The organism is Polynucleobacter parvulilacunae (assembly GCF_018881715.1).
Lineage (GTDB): Bacteria > Pseudomonadota > Gammaproteobacteria > Burkholderiales > Burkholderiaceae > Polynucleobacter > Polynucleobacter parvulilacunae.
On the sequence record NZ_JACVPW010000004.1, the window covers coordinates 17,825 to 41,653 of the forward strand.

The 23,829-nt window shown below is 44.2% G+C and carries 8 protein-coding genes and 1 tRNA gene; 6 read left to right on the forward strand and 3 right to left on the reverse strand.

Translation table 11 applies throughout. The features are described from left to right. The first annotated feature begins 142 nt into the window (after positions 1-142). From ICN18_RS08335 to ICN18_RS08350, 4 genes are read left to right on the forward strand one after another with little or no spacing between them, the layout of a single operon-like run. Positions 143-16,765 carry an ESPR-type extended signal peptide-containing protein gene (locus ICN18_RS08335; RefSeq protein WP_216190053.1) on the forward strand — a complete coding sequence of 5,541 codons (16,623 nt, stop codon included), beginning with the start codon at positions 143-145 and terminating at the stop codon, positions 16,763-16,765. A 16-nt stretch (positions 16,766-16,781) separates the two neighbouring features. Continuing rightward, positions 16,782-17,234, forward strand: a complete 453-nt coding sequence (locus ICN18_RS08340) for a hypothetical protein (RefSeq protein ID WP_216190054.1) — start codon at positions 16,782-16,784, stop codon at positions 17,232-17,234. Between the two features lie 33 nt (positions 17,235-17,267). Beyond that, the gene (locus tag ICN18_RS08345; protein ID WP_216190055.1) at positions 17,268-18,434 is read left to right on the forward strand and encodes a cytochrome P450; all 1,167 of its coding nucleotides are present in this window, start codon (positions 17,268-17,270) and stop codon (positions 18,432-18,434) included. A gap of 21 nt (positions 18,435-18,455) precedes the next feature. Continuing rightward, complete coding sequence (locus tag ICN18_RS08350) at positions 18,456-19,016, forward strand: hypothetical protein (RefSeq protein WP_216190056.1); 561 nt, start codon at positions 18,456-18,458, stop codon at positions 19,014-19,016. Here the strand turns inward: ICN18_RS08350 and ICN18_RS08355 are convergent, their stop codons facing one another. Then, positions 19,017-20,402 (reverse strand): phosphomannomutase/phosphoglucomutase, encoded by a 1,386-nt coding sequence (locus ICN18_RS08355; protein WP_216190057.1) that lies wholly within the window; start codon positions 20,400-20,402, stop codon positions 19,017-19,019. 64 nt (positions 20,403-20,466) lie between these two features. Next, on the reverse strand, positions 20,467-21,957 hold the full coding sequence (gene pgi / locus ICN18_RS08360) for a glucose-6-phosphate isomerase (RefSeq protein WP_216190058.1): 1,491 nt from the start codon (positions 21,955-21,957) through the stop codon (positions 20,467-20,469). A 100-nt stretch (positions 21,958-22,057) separates the two neighbouring features. Here pgi and ICN18_RS08365 point away from each other — a divergent pair, with 100 nt between their 5' ends. Beyond that, positions 22,058-23,194, forward strand: coding sequence for an NAD(P)/FAD-dependent oxidoreductase (locus ICN18_RS08365; protein ID WP_216190059.1), 1,137 nt, complete (start codon positions 22,058-22,060; stop codon positions 23,192-23,194). Between the two features lie 33 nt (positions 23,195-23,227). Next, positions 23,228-23,317: transfer RNA gene (locus tag ICN18_RS08370), tRNA-Ser, on the forward strand. Positions 23,318-23,446: 129 nt separating this feature from the next. On the opposite strand, the gene ICN18_RS08375 is transcribed toward ICN18_RS08370, so the two are convergent. Next, on the reverse strand, positions 23,447-23,829 hold a 383-nt coding region (locus tag ICN18_RS08375; protein WP_216190060.1), incomplete at its 5' end, for a helix-turn-helix transcriptional regulator.

Genomic DNA, 23,829 nt, shown 5'->3' on the forward strand with positions numbered 1-23,829 from the left:
AAAGGGCGTTTTTATTACTTTTTACCCTGTTTTTCCTTAAAATACAGACACTTACTAAAGTTTTGGCTTAAGTCAAATAGCCTGAACCAATTTCGAACGTACTTTTAATGATTTCTGCCTTCTCATAGTAAAAAAATAGAACATGAATAAGGCTTACCGAATCGTCTGGAACAAAGCACGCAAGTGCTTGATGGTCGTCGGTGAAAACGTAAAGTCGCGCGGTAAAGGTAGCGACAGAAAAAAATCTATTCTCAATGCAGTAACTGCTGCATTGCTTGCTCTGAGCGGGGCAAATGTTGCGCTTGGTCAATCTGACGTATATATCGACACTCCCGTATATCAAGCTACACCAATCGGAATTCCCAATGGTGGCGCCCTGATTGTTGATGCTACGGGAACCAATACCGGTGCAATTGTGATGACGGGGCCGACAAGTACTGCCGTTTATGAGTCCGGTGGAATGGTTTCAAGAATTGTCAACAATGGCGGTGTCATAGCAAACATGACTCCTAATTATCTTGGCGGCGGCACCGGTGGCTTCATGATTGGAAGTTCTCATATTGTTTCTGGTATCACCAATAGTGGATCTATTGCGGGTATAGGCTATGGCATTCTCCTCTCGCAAACAAAGCTCGATGGCGGTATTAATAATTTAGCGCAAGGCACTATTTCAAGTAATTTGAATGGCATTGCCATTGAGTATGGAACAACTACCGTTACAGGTGGCATTAATAATGCTGGGTTAATCAGTGGTGCTAATGTTGCCATTGGCATTCAGGGTGGATATTTAGGTAATGTTCTGCTCTCTGGTGGCATTAATAACGCTGGGACGATTTCTAGTAATGCAACTGCAATCGATGTAAATCAAACCTACCTTTTGGATGGAATCAATAATTCTGGTTCTATCAGTGGTAATAAAGCAATTTTGATTGAAAGTGCCTCCACTCTATCTGGCGGCATTTATAACATCGGCTCCATAGTTGGTATTGAGGCTGGCATTAATTTGCTTGGCTCAACACTTACAGGCGGCATCAACAATAGTGGTTTGATTCAGTCGGGTTCGATTGGTAGGTTCTTTGATGGTGCAATTGAAGTTAACGATTCCAGGATTGATAGTGGCATTTTCAATAAAGGCACTATCTATAGCGGTATCGATATTAATAATTGGAGTGCTGGCGGGCCTTTAGCTAGTGGTCAGGGCTTATTGGTAAAAAACTCAACCATTACAGGCGGCATCGGTAATGCGGGGTTGATACAGAGTGACTCTTATAACGGGATTCAGATTTCTCGCTCTAATATTGCAGGTGGGGTTAGTAACAGCGGAACCATCTATGGCTGGACTGCAGGTATTTATGCCGAGCGATCTACTATTTCTGGCGGCATTATTAATTCAGGTTGGATTCAAGGGCGTGGCGTGGCCCCGATTTCCCAGTCTATTGGGTTAGCAGTTAGAACTTCGCAAATTACTGGCGGCCTAATTAATAGTGGAACGATTCAGGGTATAGGGAGTGCTGGTCTCCAAATCTCTGTCAGCAACGTCGATAGTATTACCAATTCTGGCGCCATCATTGGTGGTCCTACTGGTATTTCAGTAAGCAACTCAACCGTCGCTGGTGGTATTCATAACTCAGGCACGATTAGTGGTTCCAACACAATTATCGTCAGTAGAAGTTCTGTTTCTGGCGGTATCAACAATAGTGGTGCGATTATTTCGAGTAATGGAACTAGAGCAATCCTCATCCAAGGATCAACTATTTCTGGCGGCATTAAGAACTCAGGTGAGATCTACGGTGCAATTTATGGTATTCAGATTGGAGCCTCGTCTATCTCCGGTGGTTTAACCAATTCTGGGGTAATTGCCGGCATGATCAACTCTATTAATGTTGATGCTAGCTCCTCATTAAACGGCATCGCTATCGCTGGCCGTAATACCGCAATATTTTCTGGCGATGTCTATGCGCCCAACACGCCTGTAACAGTTACGGGTAATTCGGTTTATACCTTAGGTGCAAACTTTAGCGTAAGTGGATTTAATAACGGTGGCATTTTAAGTATTTCCCCGAGTAATTACATGGGTGCTGTCTTTACTATCTCAGGTAATGGCTCATCTCCAACATATTCACAAAGCACTGATGGTATTTATCGCACAGATATTCATGGAACCACTGCAGGTGAATTCGGTACAGCCAATATTATTGGTAATGCCGCTTTTGCTAACGCATCGGGTATAGATGTTCGTCTAGCTGGTGCCAGCACTGGTGTTGGTATTGGTAGTGTTATCAGTGGAATCTTTAGCACTACCGGTAGCATCACTTCTTCTGTATTTTCGGTGACTGATAACAGTGTACTTTTAGACTTCACTGCATTAAATACCGGCTCGCAGATTGATATAACTGCAACTGCTGCCGCTTCAGTGTGTGCTGGCACAGCATCAGGGCTTGTTGGCGGACCTTGTCTCGTTGGCTTTGATTCGCCATCGATGTATGTTGATCCAACGGGATCAATTAGTGGTGGTTCAGCGGGTATACAGGTGCTGGCAGGTTATAGCGATGGTGCAGGCACATCTGGTTTTGGTATTAATAACCAAGGCTCTGTAATCGGAAATGTCTATGGCATTCAAATGCTTTCGGGATCCACTCTAAGTGGAGGTATTACAAACTCCGGCATGATATCGGGCCAGCAATTTGGTATTAGCCTCAATAGCGCGATGCTTAGTGGAGGTATCACCAATAATCCTGGCGCATCTATTGTAGGTGCTATTGGTCAGGGCATTGTGATTGATGCAGCATCCACTGTGTATGGCGGTATTACAAATAATGGGGGCTATATCAGTGGCATTTCAAACGCCGGTTTGATTGCAGGCGCTTCTGCAGGAATGTATGTCACTACCAGTGGGAACGGCAGCATGATTGATGGCAGCATCTACAACAGTGGCGTTATTGCTGGCGGTAGGACTGGTATCGGTATTAATAACGGATTTATAACGGGTAATATTGTTAACTCTGGTCTTGTAGTGGGTGGAGGCTCACCTGGCGCTTCAGGTGTTGGCATTGGCTTAAATTCATCATTCATATTGGGTGGTGTAATCAATAGTTCAGGAGCAACTATTGCCGGAAATTTTATTGGCTTAAGTGTTGGTCATGGCAAGGTTGGTGGTGGTATTGCCAACCAAGGCATGATTATTGGCAATTCTTTTGCTGGAGTGGGTCTTTCTAATGCTTACATTCAAGGTGGAATTACAAACTCAGGAACAATCTCTTCGCAAGGCTTTGGTTTAGTCTCTTTTGGAAGCACAATCACCGGAGGTATTTATAACAGCGGTTCAATTCAAGGATCTGGAAAATTAGGTAATAGCGGCCCACCCAAGGCTGGATTATCTTTATCTCAAAGCGCTGTCGAGGGCGGCATTACTAATACAGGTCTAATTGCAGGTAACTCGAATGGGGTGGGCATCTTTGCTTCCACTGTTAACGGCGGAATTTTTAACTCTGGAACTATTGTTGCCTTAACGGGCCGAAGTACCGGATACTACGCTGCATTAGGTCTTAATTTCTCCAGCGTATCTGGCGACATTGTCAACACAGGATTAATCGGCTCTCTAAACCAAGGAATCAACCTTCAATCATCCATCCTTTCTGGATCAATCAATAACTCTGGCACGATTATTTCTGGTACGTGGGCCGGCATTAACCTCAACCAAAGTCTTGTCACTGGCAATGTTGTCAATAGTGGTTCGATCTCGGGCTATACCGGAATAGGGGTATTCAATCATTCGGAAATTAGTGGTGCCATAGTAAATACTGGTACTGTGACGGCATTTTCTGCGCCAGGTATTATCATTGGCCAATCCAAGGTTGGAAATGGTATCGTCAACTCTGGGTCGATTGCAGGGCCCTATACTGGCATTGCAATTAATAATTCATCCATTGTGTCTGGAGGTCTAACAAACTCCGGCGTGATTTATGGGGGCACTTACTCTATAAATGTAGATCCAACTAACTCCTACTTAAGTGGTATTGCTATTGCTGGTCGCAATACCGCTCAGTTTATTGGTGATATTTACGCCCCAAATACCCCTGTAACTATTACCGGCAATTCGGTATATACCTTGGGTGCTAACTTTAGTGTCAGCGGTTTTAATAACGGCGGCATCCTGGCAACCACGCCAGGAGCGGTTTACACAATTTCAGGTAATGGCACCTCGCCAACTTATACGCAACCAACCGAAGGTATTTATCGAGTTGGCGTTAATGGCACAACATCGGGTTCCTATGGCACGCTCTTAGTTGCTGGCGATGCAAATTTTGATGCAGGCTCGGGTATAGATGTTCGTCTATCTGGTGCAAATGCAGGAGTAGGGATTGGTAGCGTTATCGGCGGAATCTTTAGTGCTACAGGCGCCATCAGTTCCGTTGGGTATACCAACTTCAATGTTACTGATAATAGTGTGTTGATGGATTTCAGAGCATTTAATACTGGCACACAAATTGATCTCACAGCGACTGGATCGAATGCTTGTTACGGAATCATTTATCAAAATCAACAAGGACCTTGCTTAGTTGGCTTTGATTCACCTTCAATGCAAGTTTATAACGGCATCATTATTAGTGGTGGTACAGCTGGAATACAGGTATTGGCTGGCTATAGCAATGGTTCACTTATTTCTGGCTATGGTATTGATAACCAAGGTTCCGTTATAGGGGATGTCTATGGCATTCAAATGCTTTCTGGGGCAACCTTAGCTGGTGGCATCACAAACTCTGGCTTGATTGTTGGCTTGCAATATGGCGCTAGTCTCAATAGTGCAGTCTTGACCGGCGGTATAAATAACGTGGGTACAATCGGCGGTCAAACGGCTGGCATCAGCTTGGTTCGATCAACGCTGACAGGTGGAATCAATAACTACGGATATATTCAATCGGGCACTATCGAAAACTCGAGCATTGGTGCAATTCAAATAAAAAACTCCAGAGTGGATGGAGGTATATTTAACTCAGGCACCATCTATAGCGGTGTTGATATTAATAATTGGAATGTTGGAGGCACTTTATCTAGTGGTCAGGGCATCATCGTTTCACAATCAACCATTGCTGGGGCAATTGGAAACGCCGGACTAATACAAAGTGATTCCTGGAATGGTATTCAGATTGTTCGCTCTAATATTTCAGGCGGCATTAACAATAGCGGAACTATCTTAGGCTGGACCGCTGGCATTGCGATTAATCAATCAACCATATCTGGGGGTGTGATTAATTCAGGATGGATTGAAGGTCGAGGCCCCAATCCATCGAGTCCTGGAATGGCTGGTTTGATGGTAGGTAGTTCGTATATTACGGGTGGTATTAATAACAACGGCACGATTCGAGGCGCAGGAAAAGTCGGCCTGCAGATTGAATCAAGCAAAGTCGATAACATTACCAATTCAGGCGCCATTATTGGCGGCCAGAATGGCTTGTTAGTCAGCAACTCTACCATTGCAGGTGGAATTTATAACTCCGGTTTAATTGCGGCTACCAATGGAAACGCCGTTACTGTTAGCGGCGGGGCAATTCTGAATATTGCCAATGATGTCACTGGAACTATCATTGGCGCGCTGATTGGCAACTTAAATGTTACCAATACCGGTTTAATTGCCCTACAAAATTATTCTTCAATAAGCGGCGGCACTCTAACGGGTAGCGTTGTTAACTCTGCCATTACTGGAAATTATTATCAGGCTGCTGGTGGTACATTGCAAATCGGCGTTAACGGCAGCAATGGTAGCGGCACTAATCCCGGTAATTACAGCACGCTCTTTGTTGGCGGGAATGCGATCTTTGAAAGTGGTTCCACTATCAGCGTGAATATGAGTAGTGATACCGCCGTTCAAACGGGCGGTATTCTATCTAACGTCATTAGCTCTAATAACTCTATAAGTAGTAATGGTTTTAATGTTATCGATAACAGTGTGCTGGTTAATTTCACAGCCTTTAATAGTGGAAATGCAATTAATTTAGCAGCCATTTCTTCTAATGCCTGTGGTGGAATTGTTTCCGCAAGCACTACTGGACCCTGTCAAGTTGGCTACGACTCCCCATCTCTTCAGGTGAATAGTGGCGTCACTATTGGTGGAGGTTTTGCTGGAATTCAAGTTCTACCAGGTTTTAGTAATGGCGCTGGAGCAGCTGGTTATGGCATCAATAACTTGGGTGATGTCTATGGTAGTAGCTACGGAATACAGATGTTGGCGGGCGCAACTCTCACTGGTGGTATTACCAATACAGGATTTATTTCAGCCGGCACTGGTATCGGCATTCTGTATTCCTCTTTGAGTGGTGGATTGAATAATAGCGGAGCAATATACGGCGCTGCAGCAGCAGTCGCACTTAACGGGGCTGTAGTTGATCAAATATCCAATAAGCCTACTGGTTACATCAATGGTATCAATCAAGGTATATATATTGGCTCTGGATCTACTATTACTAGTGGTATTAATAACACTGGAACTATTGCTGGTGGAAGCGCAGGCATCTACTTAGCTGGTAACTCAAATGTTGTCGGCGGCCTTACTAACGCCGGAATGATTGGAGGTAACATCTACTCAATCTTTGTTGATGGCTCCTCTTCTTTAGACAATATCGCCATCTCCGGTCGCAATACTGCACAGTTTATTGGTAAGGTCGACGCCATTAATACCCCAGTAACCATTACTGGTAACTCTATTTACACCTTAGGCACTAACTTTAGTGTCAGCAGCTTTAATAACTCTGGCATTCTGGTCTCAACCCCAAGCAATGTCGCTGGTGCTGCTTATACCATCTCTGGTAGCGGATCTTCGCCGGCTTTCACCCAGTCTAGCGAAGGTGTTTATCGCATAGGTGTTAATGGAGTTGTTGCGGGTGACTATGGCGCCATCAAAGTTCTCGGTAATGCTAGCTTTGCTACTGGCTCTGGAATTGATGTACGTTTATCGGGGGTTAATGCGGGAGTAGGGGTTGGCACAGTATTAGGCAATATCTTTAATACTACGGGCGTGATTAGTTCAAGCGGATTTACTGTTACTGACAACAGTGTGTTGATAGATTTTGTGGCCAATAATATTGGCAATCAAATTGATCTCACGGCGACCGGTTCGAATGCTTGTCATGGTGATGTAGATGGTCGTATTAATCCAAATCCTGCAGGCCCATGTCAAGTTGGTTTTGATGCCCCTAACATTCAGGTTTATAACGGTGCCATTATTAGCGGTGGATCAGCTGGCATACAGGCTCTAGCAGGAAACTACAATGGCACCATTCTCAACTTTGCCACTGTCACCGGAAGCCTCTATGGCGTCCAGATGCTCTCAGGTTCAGCTCTAAACGGCAGCATTAATAATGTCGGCTCTATCTCGGGTGGCGTAGCCGGTATCTATTTAAATAGTGCGGCAGTTAACGGCAGTGGAATTATGAATAACCTAGGCGCCACCATTGTTGGTGCTCCCGGCCAAGGAATATTGATTGATTCAAAATCTTACGTTAATGGAATTCTCAATGGGGGCGGTTACATCAGCGGAATTTCTAACGCTGGCATGATTTCTGGGGGCGCCGCTGGAATTATGGTGACCCAAGGCGGCCTGATTGATGGCGGCATTTATAACACTGGCACCATTACCGGCTTTAGGTCTATCCACTTAATTAACTCCACCGTTACCAGGGACGTCACAAATCGTGGATTAATGGCGGCATCACAAGTAATCATGCTCGATAGCAGCACGATTACTGGGGCGCTGATGAATTCAGGCACGATATCGGGTGGTAATGCGGGTATTAATATAGGTAATGGCGGTCCAAGTCAAGTTCACGACCTGATCAACACTGGATTTATTTCTGGCTACAACGCCGTTTATATTACAAGTGCTTCTAGGGTAGATCGCAACTTCAATAATAGTGGCGTTATAAATGGCAGTGCTGCAGGTATTGTGATGTATAACGGCTCAACTATTGGTGGTGGAGTTATCAATAGCGGAACGATCACCGCTTCCTATGGTCGAGGCCTAATAATTGCGCGCGACTATAGTGGCGGCTCTCAGCTTCCTAGTTCCCTTGTGCTTGGCGGAATCAATAATAGCGGCCTGATTCAAGCTCAAGGGATGGGTGTTTATATTTCTGGCTCCACTATCTCCGGCGGCATTCATAACGATGGCACTATTTCTGGTATGGGGTCTCCATCCAATGCTGCTTACGGTCTTGGGATTTGGCAATCAAGTGTTTCTGGTGGCATCACTAATTCTGGGGTGATTGCAGCTTATGGTTATGGAGGTTCAGGTGGGTACGGTGTACGTATTGGCTCATCACTGATTTCCGGCAGTATTGTAAATATAGGAACTATTGCCGGCACCAATCAAGGTATCGTATTAGAAAGTACGATACTTCTTGGTGGCATTACTAATGCTGGCCAAATCAGTGAAGCTGGTTACGTAGGTTTTAGGCTTTCAAATAGCTTCGTCAGTGAAGGTATCTTCAATAATTCAATTGGAACTATTGCCGGATCCTTTTCGGGTGCAGTCATTGAGAGCTCCACGGTTGGTGGCACCATTCAAAATAATGGTTTGATTTCTGCACAGGTAACAACTGCTTTACGCCTTAGTCATAACGCCATCGGTGGAAGCATCATCAACACAGGAACAATATCCTCGTTAGATCATGGAGTCTCTTCTGAATACAACCAAATTAATGGCAGCATTTACAACAGTGGATCTATACAGGGCGCGGGCAAGGTCGGAAGCGGTGGCGGTTACGGTCTTCGGAGTCTCTCTGATGTAATACAAGGCGGCATTACAAATGCTGGCGTAATTGTAGGTAATACTGCCGGTTTGGTTGTCTACCAATCAACAATATCTGGAGGTATTTCTAATGATGGCTTTATCTCTGGTGCAACTGCCTTGGTTATTGGATCCGCCAGCATAGCGGGCGGCATACGAAATTCTGGAACTATTTCAGGTGTTAATACTGGAATCTTGCTCTCTAGAAATGTAATTATTGGTGGGGTTGTATCCAATACGGGATCTATAAGCGCAGCCAATGGTATTGCTGTAAGAGGTCGTGCATATGCATCAACCGGTACTTCGCCTGGGGCCAGCGCATTTAATGCTGCTGTTGTTGCAAGCATTACAAATAGTGGAACCATTATTGGTAGCACTGGTAGTGGCATAGTCATTAGCGGGCAAATTACTACAGCCGGCGCTTTTAGTGCAACTGCCAGCGCCTTTTTAGATGGTTCAATCTTTAATAGTGCCTTGATCAGTGGGGCTGTTGGCGGTATATCTATCAGTACCAATGCAACCGTTACAGGCGTAATTAATAACTCAGGAACAATTATTGGTGGTAACTATGGAGTTGGAATCCTTGCTGCCAGCTCGCTAGGGGGAGGAATAAATAACTCTGGCTTAATTGTTGGTGGGAATATTGGTCTTAATATTGCAAGTTCAATAGTTACTGGCGGGTTTACTAATTCAGGAACCATTATTGGTGGTTCTGGTTTTAATATTCCCGGAATGTTAATTTCCAACTCAACCCTCACTGATGGCTTCGTTAATTCAGGCTCTATATCTGCTAACAGTCTTAGCCTCTTGATAGATCAATCTACGATCACAGGTGGAATTAATAACTCCGCATTTATCTTAAGCAATAGTGTAGGTATCCAGATTTCAAAGTCACAGATCAATGGAGGCATTGCTAACTCTGGCTCCATTGCGGGTGCCACCATAGCGATGGTCATCAACTCTTCCACAATCTCTGGCGGATTTACGAATAGCGGCACCATCAGTGGAAGTAACGGCCTGGTTATCAGATACGGTACATTGGTTTCAGGTAGCCTCATTAATAACGGTCTAATCCAAGGTGGAAATGCATTGACTTTCCAACAGGCAGTTATTACAGATAATCTAGTGAATGGTGGAACCATCTCTTCTGGCGGACATGGTTTAATTTTGAATTCATCGCAAGTCCAGGGTCAGTTCAATAACTCTGGCAGCATTAGTGGACCGCTTGGAGCGGTAACTATTAGTAATTCAGTTATCTCTAATGGCATTATTAATAGCGGAACTATTTCAGCTATTGTTGGCAATGGAGTATTGATACAAGGAAATTCAGAAGTCTTTGGCGGGTTTATAAACTCAGGAAGTATTGATGGTGGCGAGGGTATGAGACTTCAGGGCTCATTAATCACTGGATCATTCAATAATTCTGGGACGATCCTTGGTTCCGGATATAGCGCCAACGGTCTCGTTATTGGATACGGCTCCGTATCAGGAGGTATCACTAACTCTGGATTCATTGGTGGTGGTGATGCTGGTGTATATATTTACAACTCCTCAATTGGAGGCGGCCTCACGAATTTAGGGACCATTGTTGGCGTCTCCCATGGTACTGGCCCTAGTTTAGGTCTATTTAATTCTGCGCTCGGTAGCCTTGTAAATTCTGGCTCTATTGCCGGTGGTAATGTCGCCGTATTAATTCAGTCATCAACGATTGCTGGGATATTTGATAACGCAGGAACCATTAATGGCAGGGGCTTTGGTATTAGTATTGGCAGCTCGATCATGTCTGGCGGTCTTATTAATTCGGGATCTATTGCCAGTGGCAATACCGCAATCGTGGTTGCAAATAGTCAAATTTCTGGGGGGCTTACAAACTCCGGGACTATTTCAGCCGCAAGTATTGGTCTCAGACTTAGAATAAATTCTTTAATTAACGGTGACGTTAAAAACTCTGGTTTGATTTCTGCTGCCACTGGAGGATTATTTTTATCTACGCAATCATCCATTTCTGGCGGCATTCTTAACATAGGAAATATACAGGCCTCAGGATATGGTGTAGCAGTTTTGAGCGGGTCTTATATAGGCGGTAGCATTTCTAACGCCGGCATGATTACAGGTAATACAGCTATTTTCCTTAACAACTCTAGTGTTGCTGCGGGTATAACTAACTCAGGCTTGATTGCGGGCCTAGGTGCTAATGCGATCGCTATCACCGGAGGGCCAATACTCGGTATTAACAACTTAACTACTGGCACTATCACAGGTGGATTGAATGTCACAGCTAACGTTACTAATAGTGGACTCTTAGCCCTACAACAAGTATCCGGAATTGGTGGATCTTTTATCAGCGGCAGCCATGTTAACGCCAGCATCAGCGGTGATTACTATCAAGCTACTAGCGGCACTCTACAAATTGGTGTTACTGGTATCAATGGCAGCGGTACATCTACTGGCAACTACAGTACTTTAGTGGTTGGCGGTACGGCCACCTTTGATCCGGGTTCAAATATTTATGTGAATATGGATAACACCTCCTCTGTAGGTATTGGAGGAATATTGGTTGATGTGGTGACTGCGGGCACTACTGTAAGTAGCACTGCTTTAAATGTGTCAGATAACAGCGCATTGGTTAACTTCAATGCTTTTAATACTGGCAATGGAATTAATTTGTTTGCGAATTCAGCCAATGCTTGTGTTGGTACAGTTTCATCAAGTACAACCGGTCCCTGTTTGGTTGCTTTTGATTCTCCATCATTGCAAGTAAATAGTGGTGTGACTATTAGCGGTGGTTCAGCAGGCATTCAAGTTCAGCAAGGCTTTAGTGACGGCGCCTCTATCTCGGGCTTTGGTATCAATAACCAGGGTACGGTCTACGGTAATTTGTACGGTATAGAGTTTCTTGCTGGTGCTACCTTGACCGGCGGCATTAATAATTCTGGCTCTATTATTGGTTATAAGTCGGGTATTAATCTCATTGGATCGAATTTAGCTGGCGGTATCGCTAATACGGGCTGGATTTCTGGTGGAACTGAATTTGGTATTCGCGTTAATCAAGCTACATTAACGGGCGGTATTTTAAATATTGGGTCGATTGCTGGCAGCGTTGCAGGCATTCTGTTGAGTAGCTCGCGAGTCGATGGGGGCATTACGAATGCTGGCTTCATTGGGGCTAATTCAAACATAATTGGCCAGGCAAAGATGGGTGTTGGTGTTGGGTATAGCACCATTAATGATGACTTTATAAATCAAAATGCTGGAACAATCGTTGGCAGTGTTGCTGGCCTAATAATGATTTCGAATACTGTTAATGGAAATATTGTTAATAGTGGATTGATTTCTGGGAACTCCTATTTTGGTGTCGCTATAGTCGGAAATAGTATTAGCGGTAGCATTATTAATTCCGGAACAATCTCTTCCCAGGCATTTGGATTTCTTTCTGAGAGCAACACTATTGGTGGAAGTATCTACAATAGTGGCTCAATTCAAGGATCAGGAAAGTTGGGGGGAGCGCCTAACTATGGCCTGGCGTCTGCTTCAGATCTCATTTATGGCGGCATCACCAACTCAGGTGTAATTTCTGGCGCCGATGTCGGAATATTCGTTGTTGGCTCAACAATCTCGAGCGGTATTGCAAATAGCGGTTTAATCACTGGTGCTACAGCCTTAAATTTACAAGGTGTCAGTATTTCAGGCGGCCTGAATAATTCAGGAACTATCTCAGGAAGTGCTATTGGTATATATATCCTTGGCAATTCTATGTTGACCGGTGGCATTTCTAATAGTGCAGGCGCATCAATTGTCGGTGCGGTCGGCCAAGGTATTGTGATTGATGCTGGCTCTTTTGTTGAAGGCATTAACAATAGCGGCGGTTATATCAGCGGTATCTCCAATAGCGGAACCATCTCATCTGCTATTGCCTCAATCATGAATGACTATGGCGGCACCATTTCAGGGGGTATTAATAACTCTGGTTCGATCAGTCAAGGTTTGGCTGGTATTAATATTGGACATGGATCATCGCTTTTCGGTGGCTTAACTAATTCAGGTCTGATAGCAGGCACGCTATATGGTGTTGGGGTCTCTGGTGGTTCTCAATTATCCGATGGTATCTATAACGCAGGAACCATTGTTGGCTCAAACAGTGCAGCCATTGGTGTTTATACAAATGCGGCAATTAGTGGTGGAATTAATAACACTGGACTAATTAGTAGTCTTAATTATGGAATTGCCCTTGGCGGTTCTAATATATCCGAAGGGGTTACGAACTCCGGAACCATATCTGCTGCAACTGGAATATATCTTGGCGGATCTTACATTTCTGGTGGCATCAGTAATGCTGGATTAATTACTGGCAACCAAGCTGGCATCGCATCTTTTTATTCCAATATATTTGGTGATATCACCAATTATGGAACCATTCAGGGAACGGCCCAGAACACAAGCTCTATCGGTGGACTTGTATCAGGGATAGTAATTTCTAGCAATAGCTTGCTTTCAGGAAATATTTATAACTCAGGTCGTATCTATGGTGGTAATACCGGTATTAGTATTATGGAGTCATCCGTAGTTACCGGCGATATTACCAACAGTGGATATATAGGCGGCGGTGATATAACAAGCTGGTTTAGTCGGGGCATTAACTTAGGTAATGGCTCTACAATTTCAGGCAACATTCTTAACAATGCCACAGGCACTATTGTTGGTGGAACCGGCGGTATTAATCTGTACGGAGCTTCCACAATAGGGGGAAGCATTATCAATTACGGGCTAATCCAGGGAACAAGCTCCTTGCGCTATAACGGTTCTGGCATATGGATTGGCGATCACAGTCTAGTTGCTGGCGATATTGTTAATGCTGGACTAGTTTCGGGTGTTTCAAGAGGCATCTCTCTGATGACTGGCTCTCAGCTTACCGGAGCGCTTAATAATTCAGGAAAAATTATTGGTGCAACTGGTGTAGCTGTGCTCAGCTCTACGATTGTCAGTGGAATATCTAACTCAGGGTTGATAGCGGGTCTATCTGGGAATGCGATTGTTTCATCCGGAGGTCCTGTACTGGCTATAAACAACTTAGCTTCCGGCACGATAGTAGGTGCTATTAACGGTAATGCAAATGTAAGTAATAGCGGCCTATATGTTTTACAAATGCTTTCCAGCGTCAGTGGTGCCATTCAAGCTGGAACTCATGCACACTCTAGCATCAGCGGAGATTACTACCAGGCAACTAGTGGTACCTTGCAAATTGGCATCACTGGTGCCGGCGGTAGCGGTACGGTTTCTGGACAATACAGCACCTTGATTGTTGGTGGTGCAGCTAGCTTTGATCCCAACTCCAGTATTGCCATCAATATGGATAGCAGCTCTGCCGTACAGGCAGGCGGAACCTTGGTTGGCGTTATTACAGCGGGGGCAACAGTTAGCAGTACTACTTTTAATGTATTGGATAACAGTGCACTAGTGAACTTTAATGCTTTTAATACTGGCAATGGATTAGATCTGATCGCAACTACATCAGGCGCTTGTCTTGGAGTTGTATCTGCTAGCACAGTAGGACCATGTTTGGTTGCATTTGATTCCCCATCCTTGCAGGTTAATAGTGGCGTGACTATTAGCGGTAGTTCAGCAGGCATTCAAGTCCAGCAAGGCTTTAGTGATGGCGCAGCCATCTCTGGCTTTGGTGTTAATAACCAGGGCGCTGTCTATGGCAATGCTTACGGTATTGAGTTTGTAGCGGGCGCAACCTTAACGGGTGGCATCACCAATAGTGGCTATATCAGTGGCGGTGCTACAGGTATCGCATTGGTCAATGCATCACTCGCAGGTGGAATCCAAAATGGCGGAACCATTATTGGCGGAACTAATGCATTAGCAGTCAACAGTTCAATTATCTCCGGTGATTTGGTAAATAGCAGCGCCATTAATGGCGCTGCTGGCATCTCCTTCACCGGCGGATCACAACTATTGGGCGATCTGAAGAATTCTGGAGGCATCAATGGATCCGCTGGTAATGGAATCACCATCTTGAATGGCTCATCTGTTTCTGGCGGCATTATTAATTACACTTCTGGAACTATCAGCGGGCAAATTGCTGGTATTCAAATAGCTCAGTCTGTGGTTGGCAAAGGTATTACCAATAGTGGCTATATCAGCGGCGGTGCTACTGGTATAAAACTGAGCAATGCATCTCTTTTGGGTGGAATTAATAATTCTGGTGTGATTGGTGGAGGCAGTTACTCAATTTATGTTGATAGCTTAAGCAGGGTCACTGGTGGAATTAATATCTCTGGAAGCTCTCCTGTATTAAAAGGGGATATTTACGCACCTTCAGTTGATATGAGCATTACCAGTGGCGCAAGTTTTACCAATAACAATGCCATCAGCGTTAATACATTGAATATTCAAAGTGGGGCAACCTTTAATTTAACGAATGGGGCGAGCTCAAGCAATGGTGTTGCCGGTGGAATTACTTTATCCAATGGCAATGCTCTTACCAATGCGGGCATATTAAATATTGGAACTTATACCCCCACAATCTCTGGTAATTTTGTTCAGACTAATACTGGTACCTTTAGCTCAACAATTGCAACTCAAGCAACTTATGGTCGCCTCAATGTTACTGGCTCTGCTGCTTTAGCTGGTAATGCCTATGTCAATGTTTTAAGTCCAGCAACAGCTATTGCCAATGGCACTACCTTGGTTGGTGTCATTGGTGCTAATACTGTGACTGGTTCATTTGATAAAGTGAGCACGAATAGTTCGGACTATTCCATCACTGGTGTTTATACCAATAACCAATTTAATTTAGTTATTGGTTCAAGAAATGCTAATAGTAATGATCAGTATGTTCAGTCGGTTATTGATAACAATAATCCTGCAGCTTTAAATGCGGCGAAAACCTTGCAAGCTATTGCAAATAATCCGCTGATGGCTCCAAGCATGGCTCCGATCATCGATCAATTGGATTTAATTAATAAGAAGTCGGGTAGTGCAGCACAGTCAACTGCGATATCACAGACTTTACCCGCATTGATTGGTGCCGCATCACAATCTACCGCTCGCGCGCAACAGACCTTCAATCAGATCATGCAAGGGCGTCAGAATCAATTAAGCGGCCTCTCAAGCGGCGAGGAATATCTTGGCACTAGAGACGCATGGTTAAAACCTTTTGGTAGCTGGGCAACCCAAGATGCAGTCAACAATGTCTCAGGGTACAAGTTAAATACTGGTGGAGTAGCCATTGGCGTTGACAGAGCTTTATCACTAAAAACCAATGTCGGTGCAGTGTTTGCATTTGGAAACAGCGGTTTGACTGGTAATGCCGCGGGCGTATCTAGTGGAATGACTATTAACAGCTATCAATTAGGCGTCTACGGGGATTCCTATTTGACTCCTAGCGTGCAAGCAAACTATCAATTGGATGGCGCTCTCAATAACAATCGAGAAAACAGGTCCCTATCTAACTTTAATGGTGTAACTGGTGGTGGAACCAGTGCGAATGCAAACTACAACAGCATTGCCTCCCATTCTGGCGCTGGCCTGAAGAAATTCTTTGTTCTCGGCGAGAGCACTACATTAATTCCATCAGTTAGGGCTGACTACACAACTGTACGTAGTCAGGGCTATACAGAAACTGGAGCTGGTGTACTGAATTTGACAGTTAATTCGCAGGTCTACAACATGCTGGTTACCTCGGCAGACCTGAGGGTAGATCAAATGATAGGTGATAAGCTTAAGCTGTCATTGAATGTCGGTGCTGGCTACAATGTCCTTAACAACCAAGTTCAAGCAACTAGTGCTTATCAAGGTGGTGGGGCAGTCTTTACTACCAATGGATTACAAGTCTCTCCTTGGTTGTATGGTGGCGGCGTCGGCTTAAGCGGACGCATTAGTAAAGATGTGGAATTGAATGTTCGATATGACAACCAATTCAGCACAACTGGATACAATAATCAGATGGTTTCTGGAAAAGTTAAATTTTTCTATTAATGCTTATTAATAATCTATGTCAGCAAACGCAAAGATTGAGACCAGCCAGCTGAATGATCAGAATTTGATCTCTATCGCATGGCTCGTGTCTCGCTATCAACCTTTCTATACCTATTCATTTGGATTAATGATGGATAAATTGAGTGATCAGCTAAGGCATAAAACAAATATTACTATTACCGTTAATAATAAGTTAGTAGCATACGCTGGATGGTTTGAAACAGATCTTCAGGCGGCACAAGATTGGCAAAAGAATGATTTGGAAGCGCTTCCATTGCCCAACAAAGGTGGTGAAGCAATTATTGTCACAATCGTAGTTTCTCAAAAGCCCGAATATTTAAGGCCGTTAATAAAGGCCATCTCGCATGTATGCGCTGGAAAAAAGGGTTTCCGCAAGAGGTCTTTTGGTAATCAGCGTGCGGATATGATTAGACCTCCTATAACAGGCCGCCCCCAGAAAAATATATAGGCAAATTTTTTATATTTTGTTTCGAAATTCTCTATGGTTGATAAAGGCAATTTTCTCAGTAGGTTTGTAGTCGATTTGTATCGACGTGCAGCCGGAAACCAGTCATCACTTGACTTGCCCATAAGAGTGATTGACTCGCCTATTGTGGCGGATGAAATATTTAAAAACTTAGAAAAATTCATTAAGAACTATGCATTTTTTGAAAAATTATCTAAAGGAAGGCTCTCTACCAGTGGTGACATGTGGGAGAAGCGCGCTAGATTAACGCAAGCTTTTTATCACCAATCAACTCATAAAATTACTGATGAAGAAATTATTGCTATTTATAGACGAAATCTAAGAAAACCCTTCGATGGTGAGCTAGGTTCTTTAAGAAAGGCATTGATTCAATCTGCTACAGAAGTAATATTTTTAAGTTATGGATTTAGGCCTTCATTTCCCTGGAGCGAGAAGATAGCGCAAGAAATGATTGGATTGCTTCGTGATGAGCAAATTGAGGCTTGGATAAACCCTCTTTATGGACTGGACTCAAAAAATACTCAACTTCAAGAAGGTTATTTAAAAATTAAAGAACTGTGGCAGCAGGATTTGGAAGCTAAAGAATTCTTAGGTAAGCTTACATTGGCTGCCTATGATATCCCTGGTTTTGATGCTGTTGGCGAGTTGATTCAAAATGTATTTGCTGCTATTGAAACCACTGCTTCAGCAGTAATGTGGTCTATTGATGTTCTGGGTAGAAATCCAGATTATTTGAACGCATTAATAAAAGACGTTGATGGATTATTGGATGTATTTTTGGATGAAGTGCTGCGTTTATATCCGCCGCTCCCTTTTGTGACGAGAGTTGCAATTAGCGATTGCACTGTCCGTGGAGTGGAATTTAAAAAAGGGGAGCATATCGTTATTTCTATTGTTGGCATAAATTGCCATCGTGATTATTGGTCGGACCCACTTCAATTTAAATTTCCCCGAGATGAATTTGTTAACGGTACTTACGACAATATTGCCTATAGGCCTTTTATTAGCGGCCCACGAGTATGTGCGGGTATGAAATTGGCTAAGCGAGAGTTAAAGTCTGCGCTATTAGTGGCATTGCAACTTTTTAATATTAAAGAAATTAAAGTTGCACTTAGTCTCGATCACGGCTTAACTTGCATGCCTAGAACGCCTCTTGAAAATTATCTTGAACGAATTAGCTAGCAATATAGAATGGACCAATAAATGACTATTCAACAATTTAATGCTAATTATCTAGTGCACGATGACCGTTTATTATTTCGCATTAATACCATTAATGATGAGGAGTATCGCTTTTGGTTTACTCGAAGGGTAACTGTCTTTATTTTGACAGCCACAAGACATCTTCTTTCTAAGAATCTTGAAAAGCAGCATACACCTGAGGCCGCAAAGGAGATCGTTCAATTTGGTCAAGAGGCGGCAAAGGTTGGCCAGACAGGCTCTGATGGTAAATTATCTGCGTTACCCTTTAAGCCCGCTAGTATTTATCCGGTTGGTACTGATCCTATACTAGTGATGGATGTAAAGTGTTCGATGGCGAAGGAGGGTGCTGAAGATGTATTGCTTTTGGATCTTATGCTTCCAGCCGGAGGTGCCCTGAATTTAAAGATGGCTGGTAATACACTTCATGCAATGTGCGCTCTTCTTACTCAGTTGGCTGAACATGCTCAATGGCTTTTGGCAGCGCCTGAAGGTAGCCAGGATATGACTACAGGATCAGAGCCTAAAAACGTAGGTAATGACGATAAGTCATCCCTGCATTAATTAAAAGGGTAGCTTGGCTTCAGGCTTGGCAGCTAACAACACAGCCTTAAATTCTGCCTGAATACGGGCAATCGCCGCTTCACTATCTGCTTCAAAGCGCATTACTACTACTGGAGTTGTGTTTGACGGGCGAGCCAAGCCAAAACCGTCGGCATATTCCACGCGCACACCATCAATGGTGTTGATAGATTCTGAAGTAGGGAACTTGGCATTCGCTTTGATGGTTTCTAGCAAGGCAAATGGTTCACCTTCAGCGCAAGCCAGTTGCAATTCTGGTGTACAGATCGCATTTGGTAAATTATTGAGTGTCTGATTAGGGTCTTTCTCTTTTGAGAGGATTTCTAATAGACGAGCACCGGTGTATAGGCCATCATCAAAACCAAACCAACGGTCTTTAAAGAAGATATGACCAGACATTTCACCGGCAAGTGGTGCGCCAGTTTCTTTAAGCTTGGCTTTAACTAAAGAGTGACCCGTTTTCCACATTAAAGGCACACCACCATGCTGTTTCACATAAGTTGCAAGGTTACGCGTGCATTTAACGTCATAAATAATCTGGCCACCAGGATTGCGTGAGAGCACATCTTTAGCAAATAGCATCATTTGACGGTCTGGGAAAATTACTTGACCATCTTTAGTGACTACACCTAAACGATCAGCATCACCATCAAAGGCAAGGCCCAATTCATTATCGGTAGTTTGTAAGTTCTTAATAAGATCTTGCAAGTTCTCAATATGCGCTGGATCTGGATGGTGGTTCGGAAAATGACCATCAACTTCGCAAAAGAGTTCTTGTACTTCGCAGCCTAAGGCCCTGAAGAGCTTGCCTGCAAAAGCGCCACCAACACCATTACCGCAATCCACCACAATCTTCATAGGACGAGCTAGCTTAACGTCGCTCACAATGCGCTCTAAGTACATTGGGAAAATATCAAAGGTGCTTCTCGTCCCTTGACCACTAGCAAATTGCTTAGCTTCAATGCGCTTACGCAATGCCTGAATTTGATCGCCATAGATTGCAGCACCACCCAGAACCATTTTGAAGCCGTTGTAATTCGGTGGGTTATGGCTACCGGTAATCATGATGCCGGACTTTGGTTTCTTGCCATTGAGTACCTGGTTGGCGCCAAAGTAGACCATGGGTGTAGCAACCATCCCTAGATCAATCACATTGATGCCCGTGGAAAGCAATCCTTCAGTTAAAGCCTCAATCAAGCTAGGGCCTGATAAACGACCATCGCGTCCGATCACAATTTCGGTTTCACCAAGTTCGCGCATCTCAGTACCAAATGCTTGACCAATGAGTTTGGCAATCGATGGATCTAAAGTCTCATCAATAATGCCGCGGATATCATAAGCTTTGAAAATGGAAGGAGAGAGTTGCATGAGTGTTCTTTCGATGTCTGGGCTACTGCTGGATCTATATAGCTATTGATAAGCTATTGATAAGCTATTGATTAAATAAGTTAATACGAGCGGCTGTCACTTCATCAATTCCGGCATCAGCTTGTACCGTGCCATCATTCTTTAAGGCGGCCTCAATCGGCTTTGCTAGTACCTTGCCAAGCTCAACACCTGGTTGATCAAAGCTATTGATATTCCACAGAGCACCAAGTGCAGCAGTGCGATTCTCATACAGAGCCAGCAAGGCGCCTAGATAGAAGGCGTTGAGCTTAGGCAGAATGAGTAGGTTGCTAGGGCGTTTGCCTGGATAAGTATTGTTCGGGTTTTGAGTCTTTTTGCCATTGGCTAAGGCTTGTGCTTGAGCCAGGCAGTTAGACAGCAGAATACGGTGATGCGCTTTTGCCTCAGGCAAATTGCTCATCGGTTCACGTACTGCGATGAAATCAATCGGAATGATTTCTGTACCTTGATGCAATAACTGGAAGTAAGAATGCTGTGCATTGCTACCAGAGCTACCAAAGACTACTGGGCATGAGAACTTGACTGGCTTGCCATCACGATCGACGCTCTTGCCATTACTTTCCATATCAAGTTGCTGCAACCACTTCGGAAACCAATCCAATGCATCCGCATACGGAATAACAGCATATGACTTGATGTGATGTTTCTCTTGCTGATAAAGAAGGCTTAGCGCCATGATCACCGGAAGATTATCTTCAAGAGGAGCAGACTTAAAGTGCTGGTCCATTGCTTGAGCGCCAGCTAGGAACTGCTTAAAAGTATCAAAGCCATACTGCAGGGCAATTGGTAGACCTACGGCAGACCATACAGAGTAACGGCCGCCGACCCAATCCCAAAACGGATAGATATGGTCTTGATTAATGCCAAATTCTTCAGCTGCCGGAACGTTTGCCGTTACAGCAAAGAGTGACTTGCTTACTTGGCTATCGGTAAGGCCATTATTTTTAAGCCATTTCACTACCGCTTTGGCGTTCATGCTGGTCTCAAGCGTCGTAAATGACTTCGAAACAATAATGACTTTAGTGCTATGCGGTAAAGCGCGTTGCAATATGCGGGCTAAATCAGCGGTATCGATATTCGCCAAGAAATGCATGCGCATCCCGCGGCTCTCAATATCGGGTACATGGGCTAAGGCTTCAATAGCAAGGCGCGGACCAAAATCAGATCCACCAATACCAATGTGAATGACGTCAGTGACGCCAACCCACTTATTGCATAGAGCTTCAATACGATGCCAAACTTGAGCAACGTCTGGCATGACATCTTTGCCATTTACCAATACGGGAGATTGGTCAAGGTTGCGCAGGGCAGAGTGAAGCGCAGGGCGGTTTTCAGAGTTATTCACTGGCTTGCCAGCGAAAAGATCGGCAATAAACTGCTCTAAATGAGCTGCTTTAGCCTGCTTAAAGAGGGATTTCCAGCTGGCAGCATCAATGCCTTGATACGCGCTATCTAAAACGATATCTTGGGCGCTAAATAGGGTTTTCAGTTTATCTGCAGCTGGTTTTGAAGACATCTATAGATTTTATCAAGAAGTACCCCAAAACCCACTAAAACACTGAAAATGTTACGATTTCAGGATGCAAATAACAATAATTCAGGGCTTGGGCAGATAAATGGATCAAGTCGACTGTGTCGTCATCGGTGCCGGGGTCGTCGGCCTGGCCGTTGCGAGAGAAATGGCCCTGCAGGGCAGAGAAACAATTTTGCTTGAGCGGGAAAGCGCTTTTGGCACGATCAGCAGCGCCCGTAATAGCGAAGTAATTCATGCTGGCATTTATTACCCCAAGGATTCCCTCAAGGCCAAGCTCTGTGTTGAGGGCAATCGCATGCTCTACGAGTATTGCCGCACTCACCATGTTGCCACCCAACCTTACGGAAAACTGATCGTAGCTAGTGATGACTCTCAATTAGATGATCTCCAGGCAATTCTGTACAAAGCACAGCAAAACCAAGTGCCAGAAATCAAAATGATTACTGGTGATCAGGCTAAAGCAATGGAACCGGAGCTTAATTGTGCGGCAGCAGTTCTCTCGGCTTCAACAGGCATTGTTGATAGTCATGGATTCATGTTGTCCTTGCTCGGTGGGTTCGAGGATGCTGGCGGCATGATTGCCTATCAATCGCCGCTCATCAGTGCAAAGCCTCTTGGTGAAAATGCTAAAGATGGATTTGAATTAGAAATCGGCGGCGCAGATGGTATGAAGATTCAAGCGAAGCTTCTGATCAACTGTGCTGGCATAAGTGCACCAGCGATTGCGAGAAAAATTCAATCCTTAAGCGAAGCGCAAATTCCGAAAGCGTATTTTGCTAAAGGCAATTACTTTTCACTTTCTGGAAAATCGCCGTTCAAACATTTGATTTATCCCATTCCAGAACCTGGTGGTCTGGGCGTTCATCTGACTTTAGATATGGGCGGGCAGGCTAAGTTTGGACCTGATGTTGAATGGCTCGAAATCGATGAAGAAAGCCAAATCGATTACACCGTAAATCCAAAGCGGGGCGAAGGCTTTTATGAGGCCGTAAGACGCTATTGGCCAGGCCTTAAGGACAACGCACTGCAGCCTGATTACTCAGGTGTGAGGGCGAAAATAGTTCCACCAAATGCGCCCGCAGGAGACTTTTGCTTTAATGCGCCCAAGGATCACGGCCTAGAAGGACTCTTTAATCTATATGGCTTTGAGTCCCCAGGATTAACCTCCAGCCTAGCTATTGCCAAGTATTTAGAGGGGCAAATCAAAAGTTCTCTATAATCTAGGGCTTGAATCAAATAGATTCAAGCAAATGGAAGAGTGGCAGAGCGGTTGAATGCACCAGTCTTGAAAACTGGCGAGGATGAAAGTCCTCCGTGAGTTCGAATCTCACCTCTTCCGCCAAGTCAATAGGTATTACAAGGCTTTGTGGCAATACAACAGCCTTGTTACCAAAATCGTTACCAAAGCCATCCTACGGGGTGGCTTTTCTTTTGGCGGTGAGGGTCTGCTTTCGGCCAATAGGCATCACTTCTACTTTCTCAGGCTCCCGGGCGCATAACCAAACTTCTTCTTAAATGCGGCGCTGAAGTGGTTCACGTGGGCGTATCCAAGCCTCTTGGCCAAATGCTTAAGGGCAACATTGGATTGTGCAATTACTTTATGCGCTGTGTTGAGTCTGTGATTGACTACAAAATTAAAGATGGATTCTCCGTACTCTTGTTGAAACTCATCATTTAGCAAGCGAGGGGATCTATCAAACTGAGCCGCTAGAGAATTCAGGGTGGGCAGCTTGCCCTCTAGTTCCATAAGGTATTTTTTAATATCTTTTAAACGCTTTTTAGCTTGCCTACTTGTTAGGTCTTTTTTATCAGGGTTTTCGCACAAGTATTTTGTTAGTTCAGATAAAAACTCTA